The organism is Herbaspirillum sp. SJZ106 (assembly GCF_006715495.1).
GTDB lineage: Bacteria > Pseudomonadota > Gammaproteobacteria > Burkholderiales > Burkholderiaceae_D > Herbaspirillum.
Window position 1 is genome coordinate 378583 of sequence record NZ_VFNI01000005.1, and the last position, 12294, is coordinate 390876.

Below are 12294 nucleotides of genomic sequence, written 5' to 3' on the forward strand. Positions count from 1 at the left end.
GCGCGATGCATTTGAAGCAGTCCGCTCAGGCGCAGGGATCGCTGCCCAGTGCGATGGCGCGTAGCGATGGCAGGTCGCGCAATTCCACGTCGCGGTGGTTGACGTCGATGACGCCGGTTTTCTTGAACGCGGACAGCAGGCGGCTCACGCTTTCCACCGCCAGCCCGAGGTAGTTGCCGATTTCCTCGCGCGTCATGCGCAGCTGGAAGCGGGTCGAGGAATAGCCGCGGCTCACGTAGCGCGACGACAGGTTGACCAGGAAGGCCGCCATCTTCTGCTGCGCGCTCATGCTGCCCAAGGTCAGCATCACGCGTTGTTCGCGCGAGATTTCCAGGCTCATCATGCGGTGGAACTGGCGCAGCAGGACCGGCATGTCGCGGAACAGGTCTTCCAGGCTGGCGAAGGGAATCTCGCAGACTTCGCTGTCTTCCAGCGCCACCGCCTCGCACAGGTGATGGCCGGCGCCGATGGCATCCATGCCGAGCAATTCGCCGGCCATCTGGAAACCGGTGATCTGCTGGCCGCCATTGGGGTTGTGCTGGAACGTCTTGAAGTGGCCCAGCCGGATCGCGTACAGCATGTCGAACTTGTCGTTGACGCGGTACAGCGTCTCGTCGCGCCGGACCTTGCGGCGGCGATTGATCACTTGCTCCAGCCGCTGCATGTCGCCCTGGTCCAGCCCCATCGGCAGGCACAGCTGGTGCATGCCGCAGGCCGAGCAACTGGCGCGCAGCGCCTGCACGGTAGCGCCGGACGAGGGGCGGGGCGAAGGAGGGGGCAAGGCAGAGGGCGATAAGCTGGACATAAGTGTTTCGGATACCTTCTTCATGTTTGCGCCGCAGGGATTGCCGTTTTGCAATCCGGCTGCGCCATCATACGATGCGGCAAGCGCATTCAAATCGACGGACAGCGGGGGGATCCCCGCTCTTGTACCACAGTTCCGGGGCCGGGCAAGCCGTCGGGAAATTTTCATCTGTTGCCTGCCGCAGGAATGCGTTGGCCGACCTGGCTGTTTTTACTTGATGAGTTTGAGCACATCCCGAAACAGCGGATGCCGGGCGTCGCGCAGCCATTCATACGCCACCATTTCCACCGTCACCGGCACCGCGCCGGCATGCTGCAGCCGCGCGAAGGCGGCTTGGCGGTCGCCGGGCTTGCGCGATCCGCAGGCGTCCAGCAGCGGCAGCACCTGATAGCCGTGCTCCAGCAGCGAGAGCGCTGTCTGCAGCATGCAGATGTGCGCCTCGCAACCGGCGATGACAATCTGGCGCGCGGACGCCGGCAAGGCCGGCAGCAGGCCTTCGGCACAGGCGTCGAAGTGGCTCTTGGCCAATGTCCGGCCGCACAGGGGGCGGATATCGGGATGGTTGGGGCCGAGCTTGTCGGGAATCTGCTCGGTGCCGATCACGGGCACGCCGAGCAGGCCGGCAATGGTGGCCATGCGCACGGCCTGCGCCAGGATGGCCTGGTTGTCATGGATCGCCGGCAGCAGTTTTTGCTGCAGGTCGACCACCAGCAGTACGGATTGGCTCGCATCGATCAGCATGGGCAGGGTTCTCGTCAAATGGTTGCAAGGGCTGCGCCGGGTGGGTTGGCAGGAATTGAATGGTTTGTGTCATTGACGCCATGCCGGGCCAAATCGACAATTTTTCCTCCGACAACATACCGATTTAATGGGAACAGCCCCAGGAGCGACAAACCATGACAACACCGCCGACAAGCCATCCGGGGCAGCAATCCGAGCATGTTAAGGCACTTTCCTTACCGCCCGCTTATGCCGCGGGAAGATACAACCCGGCAGTGCTGGCGGTATGCCAGGGCCTGTTTACCTGCGCCATTTCCATCGACCTGACGCTGACCGCGCTGACCGGCTGGCAACTGGCGCCGGACAAGGCGCTGGCGACCTTGCCGTTCGCCCTGATCACCGTTGCCGGCGCGCTCGTGACCTGGTTCGCCGCCTTCCTGATCCAGCGCCTGGGGCGGCGCTTGTCGTTCGCATTGGGCGCCGCCAGTTGCTGCGTGGGCGGACTGGTGTCGGTCTGGTCGGTATGGCATGGCGACTTCTGGACCTTTTGCGCAGGCACCGCGCTGGTGGGCGTATTCCAGGCCTTCGCCCAGTATTACCGGCTGGCCGCGGCCGATGCCGTCTCCGACGAATTCAAGAGCCGCGCCATCTCCACGGTGCTGGCCGGCGGCGTGATCGCGGCCATCGCCGGGCCGGCGCTGGCGGCATGGAGCAAGGACCTGTTCCCCTCGGCCCTGTTCGCCGGGGCCTATCTGGTGGTGGCTGTCATGGGGGCGCTGTCGGTGCTGGTCCTGCTGCTGTTGTACCGCGATGCGGCGCCTTCACAGGGATCGGCCGATGCCGGTGCGCAGGCGCAGGCCCCGGCCCGCACGCTGGGCCGGATAGCGCGCACGCCGGTCTTCATCGCATCGGTGGCCAACAACGTGGCCGGTTCGATGGTGATGATGTTCATCATGACCGCGGCCCCATTGGCGGCAGTGGCCTGCCACTATCGCATCGATGACGGCGCGGCCATCATCCAGTGGCACCTGGTGGGTATGTACGCGCCATCCTTTTTCGCCGGCCGCCTGATCAAGCGCTTCGGCCTGGGGGCGGTGCTGATGGCCGGGCTGGCGCTGAACCTGGCCTGCGCCGCGACCGCCATGGCTTCCACCAGCCTGCCGGCCTTCTATGCGGCGCTGCTGTTTCTGGGGATCGGCTGGAATTTCATGTTCGTCGGCGGCACCACCTTGCTCGCGCGTTCCTATGCGTCATCCGAACAGGCCAAGACCCAGGGCTTTTCCGAACTGCTGCGCTACGCCGCTACGGCACTGGCCACGCTGGGCGCCGGCCCCTTGCTGGCGCGGTTCGGCTGGCAGACGCTCAACGCGGCGATCCTGCCGATCCTGCTGCTCAGTGCGCTGGCGACCGCATACTGGATGCTTGCGCAGCGCGCCAGCCAGCCTCGACCGGCTTGAACGTCAGGCTTGAGTGGCGCATGGGATAACATCGGCAGATACCGACCAGATTTTCGCGAGGCAGATAGTGAGCTCCAGCGCACCGAAGAAAACCGCATCCACCCAGCCCAGGCGCGTGGTGCTGCTGGCCTACGAAGGCATGAACCTGCTCGACCTGTCCGGCCCGCTGCAGGTGTTCGCCACCACCAACCGGCTTGCCGGCGAGGCCGGCCCGTATCGTCTGCATGTGGTGTCGGCCAGCGGCGGCAGCATTGTCACCGGCGCCGGCTTGCCGGTAGCCACGCAATCGCTGGCGGCGCTGGATGCCGAGCTGGAATCCGGGCCCGGCATCCATACGTTGATTTCTCCCGGCGGCAGCACCGGCGAAACCTTCGCTACCGATGCCGCGCTGGTGCAATGGATACGCCGCCGCGCGCCGCAGGCGCAGCGGGTGTGTTCGGTCTGCACCGGCGCCTTCCATTTGGCCGAGGCGGGCATCCTGGATGGTTTGCGCGTGACCACGCACTGGAATTGGGCCGCACAATTGCAGCGGCAATATCCGCGCCTGGAAGTGGATGCGGAACCGATTTTCATCCGCCAAGGGCATATCTGGACCTCGGCCGGCGTGACTGCCGGCATCGACCTGGCGCTGGCCCTGGTGGAACAGGATGGCGGGCACCGGCAAGCCATCGCCACGGCGCGCCAGTTGGTGATGTTCATCAAGCGCCCGGGCGGGCAATCCCAGTTCAGCATGCCGCTGGCCTCGCAATCGGCGGGCGCGGGGCGCTTTGCCGAGCTGCATGCCTGGATTGCCGCCCATCTCGGGGATGACCTGCGGGTGGAAAACCTGGCGCGCTACGTCAACATGAGCCCGCGCACCTTTGCCCGCGCCTACGTCGCCGAGCTTGGGCGCACCCCGGCGCGCACGGTGGAACTGATGCGGCTGGAAGCCGCCCGGCGCGCGCTGGAAGAAACTTCGCTGCCCCTCAAGCGCATCGCCACCGATGCCGGGTATGGCGAAGAACAGAACCTGCGCCGCGTGTTCCAGCGCCAGCTGGGCGTGAGCCCGGCGCAGTACCGCGAGCGCTTTGCCGCGCATTGAGCGCGAGCGGGCCGATCATGGCTTGAGCGGTTCCAGCGTGTTGAGCGCGGCCAATGAGTCGAGCCACCACGACAGCGCCGGTCCGGCGCGATAGTCGGGCTTGTAGACGCATTGCACCGGCAGTTCGGAACCCTGCGGCGGATGGTGGATGGTGGCGATGCTCACCAGCCGGCCGCTAGCGATGTCGTCCTGCACCACATGCAGCGGCATGTTGCCCCAGCCCATGCCGGCGCGCAGCAGCGCATGCTTGGTGCCGAGGTCGCTCATGCGCCAGGTCAGCCGCGAATGCACCGAGAAATCCTGGCGCGCGGTCAGTTCGCTGCGGTCCGACAGCACCAGTTGGGTCTGCTGCAACAGCAGCTTTTCGGATATCCGCCCCTTGACCTGCGCCAGCGGGTGGTGCGGCGCCACGACCGCCACCAGCTTCACGCTGGGCAGGGTGATGCGCAGCAGGTTGGGCGGGGTGGTCGGCAAGGTGCCGAGGATGCCCAGCATGGCGCGCCCGTCCAGCACGCGTTCGGCCACCGCGCCCAGCGCTTCGATATCCAGCCGCACCGTGACCGCCGGAAAGGCATCGCGGAAACGCTGGAGCAAATCCACCAGGCAAGCCGTGGGAAAGAACACGTCGACCGCCAGCGCCACTTCCAGCTCTTGTCCCTTGGCATACGAACTGGCGCGCACCTGCAGCGAATCCACATGGTCCAGTACCTGGCGCGCGTCAGCCAGCAGCGCTATGCCGGGGCCGGTCAGTTGCGGCCGGTAGCCGCTGCGGTCGAACAAGGCGACGCCCAGTTGTTCTTCCAGCGTGGCGATGGCATAGCTGACCGCCGACTGCGCCCGCGCCAGCTTGCGGGCCGCCGCCAGGAAGCTGCCGCTGTCGGCGACCTGGGCGAAGACCCGCAACTGGTCCAGGGAGAGGCGTTCGATGTTCATGGTAGCGGCTCCCAACTATATCTAATAATCAGATATTGATTATATAAAGATAATCTGTTTTGTTTGTCGGGAATTTTGCTTATTCTGTCGCTACCGGTTGCAGCAAGACAGGCCACCGGGAAAAACGACAACCGGCGGAGCAACGCCCCGAAGCATTGCAAACCAAATCCAATACGGAGAGGAACATCATGATCACCAATATCAACACCTATCGCATCGGCCGCATCCTGCTGGCATCGCTGTTCGTCATTTCCGGCATCTTCAAGATCCTCGGTTTTTCCGGCACGGTCGGCTATTTCACCAGCCTGGGCCTGCCGGTGCCTACGCTGGCGGTAATCGTGACCATCCTGGTCGAAGTCGGCGGCGGCCTGTTGCTGATGTTCGGCCGCGGCGTCAAGCCGGTGTCGCTGGTGATCGCGCTGTTCACGGTCGGCGCGACCTTGTCGGCCCACCATTTCTGGACGATGGAAGGCGCTGCCGCACAGGCGCAACTGACCCAGTTCCTGAAGAACCTGTCGCTGATCGGCGCCTTGCTGCTGGTGTCGTCGATCGATCCGGAAGCCCAGCCCGAGCGGCCTCACTAAATCGTTGTCTGCGCCTGGCGCATCGCCGGCCGGGCGCAGCAAACAGCATTGCATGAAATTGAATGACCCAGGCAGCCCTCCATGCGCATGACATTGGCGCATGAAGCGGAGGCACCCAAGGAGAAAGCACCATGAGCACCCCCTATACCCGCCAGATCGAACGACTCGTCAACGGCATCCCGACCCAGGATGGCGCCGGCGTCAGCCTCACCCGCGTGCTGACCCATGACCTGCAACGTCGCCTGGATCCGTTCCTGATGCTGGACGCTTTCCACTCGGACGAGCCTGGCGACTACCTGGCCGGTTTCCCCGACCATCCGCACCGCGGCTTCGAGACCGTGACCTACATGCTGGCCGGCCGCATGCGCCATCGCGACAACGCCGGCAATGAAGGTTTGCTGGAACCGGGCGGCATGCAGTGGATGACCGCCGGCCGCGGCCTGGTGCACTCCGAGTTGCCGGAGCAGGAAAACGGCCTGATGAGCGGTTTCCAGCTGTGGGTCAACCTGGCCGGCCGCGACAAGATGATCGATCCCGGCTACAGCGACATCCCGTCGGCCGGCATCCCCGAGGTATCGCCGCAGCCCGGCGCGAAGGTGCGCGTGCTGGCGGGCGACGCTTTCGGCACGGCCGGCGCGATCCACCGCGACACCACCGAGCCGCTGTACCTGGACATCGCGCTGGAGGCGGGCGTGGCCATCGACCTGCCGATCCCGGCCACGCACAATGCCTTCCTGTATGTGTATGAAGGCAAGCTGGCCGTCGGCGCCGAAGGCGGAGAGCGCGGTGAGCGCCGGATGGCCGATGCCGGCCGCATGGCGGTGCTCAACAATGCCGCCGGCGCGGCCGGGGTGTCGGTGCAGGCAGAGCAGGGCAGCCGTTTCCTGCTGATCGCAGGCAAGCCCCTGAATGAGCCGATTGCGCAATGGGGGCCGTTCGTGATGAATACCCGCGAGCAGGTCGAGCAAGCCATCGAGGATTTCCGCGCCGGCCGTTTTTAAGCGGATTTCCGAACGGACATTCCGCCTCCGACAATATCCGCGGGCGCCCGAGTGGGCGTCCGCCATCCGTCATCTGCCATCAGGGAGTACTGCATGAGCAACATCCGCCACAAGATCCACGGCCTGACCCGCGACATCGGCTTTCCTGTACGCCGCCTGCTGCCGTCGGCCGCCGCCCGTACCGTCGGCCCATTCGTGTTCTTCGATCACATGGGGCCGGTCGAATTCGACGCCGGCACCACCGAAGGCGATGTCCGCCCGCACCCGCACATCGGCCTGGCCACCGTGACCTACCTGTTCTCCGGCGCCATGATGCACCGCGACAGCCTGGGCGTGGTCCAGCGCATCACGCCGGGCGCGGTGAACTGGATGGCTTCCGGGCGCGGCATCGTCCATTCCGAGCGTGTGCCCGACGATATCCGCGAGCAGAAGGTGCCGGTGCATGGCTTGCAGATGTGGGTGGCCCTGCCGGCCGACCAGGAAGACAGCGCGCCGTTGTTCCGCCACTATGCTTCCGAAGATATGCCGGTGGCCGAAGTCGGCGGCGCCAGGCTGCATGTGCTGGCCGGCTCGGCCTTCGGCGTTACTTCGCCGGTGGCGACCGCCAGCCCGACGCTGTACGTGGCCGGCAGCGTGGAGAAGGGCGCGCAGTTGGAGATTGCGGCCGAGGTTGCCGAGCGCGCCGTCTATGTCGTCAAGGGCGATGTGTCGCTGGATGGCGAGTCCCTGGAGGCCGGCACGCTGGCCATCCTGGAGCCGGGCGCCGCGGTCGCGCTCAAGGCCGGCGGTGATGCCGTCTTCATGCTGCTGGGCGGCGAGCCGCTGGATGGCCCGCGTTTCGTGTGGTGGAATTTCGTTTCCACGTCGAAAGACAAGATCGAAGCCGCCAAAACCGCCTGGAATGCGCGCGACAAGAGCGTGTTCCCGGACATCCCCGGCGAGACCGAATGGATTCCGCTGCCGGCGCATTGAGCAGATCGGCTGCATGAAAAAGAAAACCGCCTGCCGCAGTCGATGCGGCAGGCGGTTTTTCATTGGAAGGAGGCGCTACATCAAACCGATGATGCGGCCCATCTCGGCAATGTAGGGGCTGTCTTTCAATACCGCGTTTTCCACGCTGTCGGCGGCCCGGCGCAGCGACTGCCAGGAGTCGCGCACCGAGCCGGTGTGCGGTTGCGGCGCCGACAAGTGCTCCTTCAGGCGGGCGATGTCTGCGCTCAGTTGTTGCGCGTCAAGGCTGCCGGGGGGCTGTTTCTGCAATTCCAGTTCAAATTCGTTCACCATCTGCAGCAAGCGCTGGTGATCGAAGTCCGGCGTATCCGTTTGCGTGTCGCTCATCTTTTCTCCTTCGGTTGTTGGCCGTTCCCCATCATAGCCAGAATGTGGCAGTGCCGGCGAAAAAAGCTGTCGGGAGTTTGCCCGGCATCAAATGCCGTCGATTGGTTGGTTGCCGCCTGAAAAGGCAAGTTCCCCAAGCGCTGCGGCAGTACGCTTGCTACACTGGCGGCTGTTTCCGGCGGAGCCCCCATGGCGCCGCCATTCTTATTGCCAATTAATGACCTTATCCCAAAATTTAGCTCCCCACATCGCATGGCAGGCCGACGGCGCGCAGCACACGCTGCCCTGGCACTCGGAAGCCGGCAACGGCCCGCCCAAACGCGTGGTGGAGGCGGATGACCAGATCCCGGCCGACACCGCCTACAAGTTGGCTTGCGAAGGCACCGGCCTGTTGTGGCGCGGCGACTTCCAGAACGCGCGCCTGTTGCTGCAAGCCCTGGGCCGCCGCGTCGACCGCGCACGCGAGCGGGCCGATGCCAAGGCAGCCGACAAGGCCACCGCAGCGCAGCCGGCACAGGCATTCCACCACCAGCGGCAGATGCAGGCGCAGCGCGCGCGCATCCTGGGCATGCTGCTGATTCCCTTCGATCCCGGTTTCAGCATCCCGCTGCGGCGCGCGCCAGATGTGCGCGATGCCTGCGCAGAAGCCTATGGGCCGCAATTGGGCGCGCAGCCGTTCGCCGCCTCGCTGCGCGAACTGCAGGGCCTGATCGGCGCCCATGAGTGGCGCAAGAAGGGGGTTGAGATCGCGTCATTGGGCGCCCGCATCCATCCTTACTACGGCGTGTTCTCGCCGGTGCGCGGGGAATACGTCGACCTGGTGGCGCAGGCGCCGCTGCCATCGACCGCGCTGGCGTTCGATGTCGGCGTGGGCAGCGGGGTCTTGTCGGCAGTGCTGGCCCGGCGCGGCGTGCGCAAGGTGGTAGCGACCGACATGGATGAGCGCGCCTTGGCATGCGCGCGCGAAAACCTGAACCGCCTGGGTTTGCTGGCGCAGGTGCAATTGCACAAGGCCGACCTGTTTCCGGAAGGCCGCGCGCCGCTGATCGTCTGCAATCCGCCCTGGCTGCCGGCGCGCCCCAGTTCGCCCATCGAGCACGCCGTCTACGATCCGGACAGCAGCATGCTGCTGGGCTTCCTCAACGGCCTGGCCCGGCACCTGGAGCCGGGCGGCGAAGGCTGGCTGATCATGTCCGATTTTGCCGAACACCTGGGCTTGCGCGCCCCCGGCATGCTGGCCGAAGCGATCGCCGCCGCCGGCCTGGAAGTGGCCGGCCGCATCGACACCAAGCCGCGCCACGGCAAGGCCGCCGACCGCGACGATCCGCTGTACGCGGCGCGCAGCAAGGAAACCACTACCTTGTGGCGCTTGAAGGCGCGCGCCTGATTATCTTGTCAAACCGAGGGGGACCACGATGAACGCCAATGCCATCCATGCCGTATTCCTGCGCGGTGCTGCCATTGCGCTGGCGCTGGCTTGCGCGGGACCGGCATCGGCCCAGGTGACCACCCGCGACCTGGGCGGCAGCTATGGCACGCATCATCAGGCCGTTCCTGTCCCGGTACCGATCCCGGTGCCCGATCCGCTGAACCGCAGCCAGCAGCCGAGCGAGCCGATCACCACTTCCGGCAACAGCTGCGCGTGCCAGGTGGCACAGGCCAGCGGCAGCGCCTGCATGATTTTCCTGCGCACCAATGCGGCGGACTGGATCGCCAGGAACGCGCCGCAGACCGCCATGCGCTCATCGGCCGGCGGCCGTTTCTACGATGCGCCGTTCAGCCTTGCGGCCAGCGCCTGCGCCGGGCGCAAGGTGGCGCCGGGCGGCATCAAGGTGCATTGGCTCGATCGCGGCAATGCGATCCTGGAGTGGAAGTAAGTTGTCGGCGACGCGGGAGGGAGGCCAAGCACGCCGCCTTCAACGTCCGGCGAATTCCCGCGCCAGTTTGAGGAAGTTCTGCTGCGTCGGCTCGCCCGCCTCGCCGCGGCACACAAGGTTGATCGGCGCCAGCAGCGCCGGCCTGGCGTCTTTTACCCGGCAATACACCACGCTCTCGCGGTGAAAGCTCTTCATCGATGCAGGCACCACCGACACGCCCACGCCCGCGGCCACCAGGCTGATGTTGGTCAGCATGCGATCGATTTCCAGCGCGATCTTCGGGGTGAAGCCGGCGTTTTCGCAGGCTGCGATCAGATTGGAATACATGCCCGGCGCACCGTGGCGGCGCACCAGGATGAATTCCTCCGCAGCCAGCGCGTTCAACGGGATCGAGGGCAGGTTGTCATCGGCCGCCGGCGCGTCGCGCCGGCCCGCCAGCAGCGGGTGGCCGGCGGGCAGGATCAGCAGCATTTCCTCTTCCAGCAATTCGTGGAAGGCGATGCCTTGCGGCCGGGCCACGGGCTGGCGCAGGAAGCCGATATCGACCTTGCCGTGCATGATGTCTTCGGTCAGTTCCGCTGCATTGGCTTCGGTCAGCGCCATATGCACGCCGGGATAGGCTTCGCGGTAGGCGCGGATGATGCCGGGGATCAGGGGATGCGCCGCCGCCGAGCTGGTGAAGCCGATGGCGAGGGTGCCGGCAAAGCCTTGCGCGGCGCGCGCGGCCTTTTGCGAGGCCAATTCCACGCTATGCAGGATGGCCTTGGCTTCTTCCAGGAAGACCCGCCCGCCGGCGGTCAGGTCGGCGCCCTTGGGATGGCGGCGCAACAGCTCGAAGCCCAGCTCCTGTTCCAGCAGGCGGATCTGGTGGCTCAGCGGCGGCTGTTGCATGCCCAGCCGTTCGGCGGCGCGGGTAAAGTGCTGTTCTTCGGCGACCACGAGGAAATAGCGGAGATGGCGCAATTCCATTCTGTCTCCATATTTTGTTTATCTGAAAATATTATTTTCGATATATTTTACAGATCCCATCCGCACTGTGCGCCGCCGGCAATGACGGATATCCCTTAGCGTGCGCGGCAAGCTTGGCCGGTAAACTCCGTGCTGCGGGCCATCGCCAGGATGGCCGGAAAAAACAAGACACAAGACACACAACACGCAACACCCACGCAACACAACAAGAGGGAGACAGCGCCGTTTCGACGGCGTCCAGCATCGATGGCGGGGAAGATATTGAGGAACGGCTTGGTCCAGATGGCGGCGGCGATTGTCGCCGGCATCGCCCTGGGCCAATGGCAGCCCGACCTGGCGGTGCAGATGAAGCCGTTGAGCGATGGGTTCGTCAAGCTGATCGGCATGCTGATCGGCGTGATCATGTTCGCGCTGGTAGTGTCGGGCATTGCCGGCATGCAGGGGCAGGCCCGGACCGCCAGGGTCGGCGGCAAGGCGGTGCTGTATTTCGAGGCAATGACCTTGCTTTCGCTTGCGCTCGGCATTGCCGCCGCGGTGCTGCTGCAGCCGGGCAGCGGCTTTCACCTCGATTTGTCGGCCACGGCGGCGGAGGCGGCGGGCGGCGGCGCCCAGATGGTGTCGGGCTACATACGCCGGGCCGAAGACTTCCGCTTCGACCGGTTCGCCCTGGGGCTGATTCCCGATAGTTTCGCCGGCGCCTTCGTGCACAACAACAGCCTGCAGATCCTGCTGCTGGCGGTGTTCTTCGGCGTCGCGCTGGGGCGCCTGTCGGCGGCCAATCCCCGCATGGCGCAACTGCGCGACTTCATCGACGCCATCCTCGGGGTGCTGTTCGGGATGGTCAGCCTGATCCTGAGGCTGGCGCCGCTGGCGGCTTTCGGCGCCATGGCCTTTACCATCGGCCGTTATGGCCTGGGCTCGATGCTGCCGTTGCTGCGCTTCGTCGGCGCCATCTACCTGGCCAGCATTGTCTTCGTCGCGGCGGTGATGGCGCTGGTGGCGCGCGCGGTCGGCGTGAACCTGTTCCGGGTGATCGCCTATGTGCGCGACGAGCTGCTGCTGGTGATCTTCACCGCTTCCTCGGTGGCGGCGTTGCCGGGGCTGATCGAGAAGATGGAAAAGATCGGCTGCTCGCGCAATGTGGTGCGCCTGGTGCTGCCGGCCGGCTACAGCTTCAACCTTTCCGGCACCAATCTCTACCTGGCGATGGCGACCCTGTTCCTGGCGCAGGCCTCGGGCGTGCACCTGGGCGCATGGCAGTTGCTGACGCTGCTGGCGATCGCCATGCTGACCTCCAAGGGCGCCACCAGCGTGGCCGGTTCCGGCTTCATTGCGCTGGCGGCGACGCTGGCCGCGCTGCAGATGGTGCCGGTGGGCGGGATTGTGCTGTTGCTGGGCGTGGAGCGGCTCATGAAGTGCCGTTCGCTGACCAATGTGGTCGGCAATTGCCTGGCCTGCGTGGTAATCGCGGCATGGGAGCGCGAGTTCGACTATACGGCGATGCGGCGCGAGCTGGGCGGCAAGTAAAG

At 65.5% G+C, this 12294-nt stretch carries 13 protein-coding genes; 8 read left to right on the plus strand and 5 right to left on the minus strand.

Annotated features, from left to right (window positions below; all coding sequences use genetic code 11):
- Window positions 1-25: 25 nt before the first annotated feature.
- Both fnr and FB598_RS17135 read right to left on the minus strand, forming a co-directional pair.
- On the minus strand, window positions 26-805 hold the full coding sequence (gene fnr, locus FB598_RS17130) for a fumarate/nitrate reduction transcriptional regulator Fnr (protein WP_183405876.1): 780 nt from the start codon (window positions 803-805) through the stop codon (window positions 26-28).
- A gap of 210 nt (window positions 806-1015) precedes the next feature.
- Window positions 1016-1546: an isochorismatase family protein gene (locus FB598_RS17135; protein WP_141916802.1), complete on the minus strand. Its 531-nt coding sequence runs from the start codon at window positions 1544-1546 to the stop codon at window positions 1016-1018.
- Between the two features lie 155 nt (window positions 1547-1701).
- Between FB598_RS17135 and FB598_RS17140 the strand changes: the two genes are divergently transcribed.
- Together FB598_RS17140 and FB598_RS17145 are read left to right on the plus strand one after the other, a co-directional pair.
- Entirely contained in the window at window positions 1702-2982 is a 1281-nt protein-coding gene (locus tag FB598_RS17140; protein WP_141916806.1) for an MFS transporter, read from the plus strand.
- A gap of 139 nt (window positions 2983-3121) precedes the next feature.
- Entirely contained in the window at window positions 3122-4063 is a 942-nt protein-coding gene (locus FB598_RS17145) for a helix-turn-helix domain-containing protein (protein WP_141917072.1), read from the plus strand.
- Between the two features lie 15 nt (window positions 4064-4078).
- Here FB598_RS17145 and FB598_RS17150 read toward each other — a convergent pair whose 3' ends face one another.
- Entirely contained in the window at window positions 4079-4996 is a 918-nt protein-coding gene (locus FB598_RS17150; RefSeq protein ID WP_141916809.1) for a LysR family transcriptional regulator, read from the minus strand.
- Window positions 4997-5184: 188 nt separating this feature from the next.
- On the opposite strand from FB598_RS17150, the gene FB598_RS17155 reads away from it, so the two are divergent.
- The 3 genes from FB598_RS17155 (at window position 5185) to FB598_RS17165 (ending at window position 7553) form a co-directional block, all read left to right on the plus strand.
- Window positions 5185-5580, plus strand: a complete 396-nt coding sequence (locus FB598_RS17155) for a DoxX family protein (protein ID WP_141916813.1) — start codon at window positions 5185-5187, stop codon at window positions 5578-5580.
- Between the two features lie 131 nt (window positions 5581-5711).
- Window positions 5712-6581: a pirin family protein gene (locus tag FB598_RS17160; protein ID WP_141916818.1), complete on the plus strand. Its 870-nt coding sequence runs from the start codon at window positions 5712-5714 to the stop codon at window positions 6579-6581.
- A 93-nt stretch (window positions 6582-6674) separates the two neighbouring features.
- Window positions 6675-7553 (plus strand): pirin family protein, encoded by an 879-nt coding sequence (locus FB598_RS17165; RefSeq protein ID WP_141916821.1) that lies wholly within the window; start codon window positions 6675-6677, stop codon window positions 7551-7553.
- Between the two features lie 75 nt (window positions 7554-7628).
- Here the strand turns inward: FB598_RS17165 and FB598_RS17170 are convergent, their stop codons facing one another.
- A complete protein-coding gene (locus FB598_RS17170) occupies window positions 7629-7919 on the minus strand; it encodes a hypothetical protein (RefSeq protein WP_141916824.1) in 291 nt (96 codons plus the stop codon).
- Between the two features lie 217 nt (window positions 7920-8136).
- Here FB598_RS17170 and FB598_RS17175 point away from each other — a divergent pair, with 217 nt between their 5' ends.
- The gene (locus tag FB598_RS17175) at window positions 8137-9306 is read left to right on the plus strand and encodes a class I SAM-dependent methyltransferase (RefSeq protein ID WP_141916827.1); all 1170 of its coding nucleotides are present in this window, start codon (window positions 8137-8139) and stop codon (window positions 9304-9306) included.
- A 28-nt stretch (window positions 9307-9334) separates the two neighbouring features.
- Window positions 9335-9796 carry a hypothetical protein gene (locus FB598_RS17180; protein WP_255464057.1) on the plus strand — a complete coding sequence of 154 codons (462 nt, stop codon included), beginning with the start codon at window positions 9335-9337 and terminating at the stop codon, window positions 9794-9796.
- 39 nt (window positions 9797-9835) lie between these two features.
- Here FB598_RS17180 and FB598_RS17185 read toward each other — a convergent pair whose 3' ends face one another.
- Complete coding sequence (locus FB598_RS17185; RefSeq protein WP_141916831.1) at window positions 9836-10765, minus strand: LysR substrate-binding domain-containing protein; 930 nt, start codon at window positions 10763-10765, stop codon at window positions 9836-9838.
- Window positions 10766-11047: 282 nt separating this feature from the next.
- On the opposite strand from FB598_RS17185, the gene FB598_RS17190 reads away from it, so the two are divergent.
- On the plus strand, window positions 11048-12292 hold the full coding sequence (locus FB598_RS17190; RefSeq protein WP_141917077.1) for a cation:dicarboxylate symporter family transporter: 1245 nt from the start codon (window positions 11048-11050) through the stop codon (window positions 12290-12292).
- The last annotated feature ends 2 nt before the right edge of the window (window positions 12293-12294 follow it).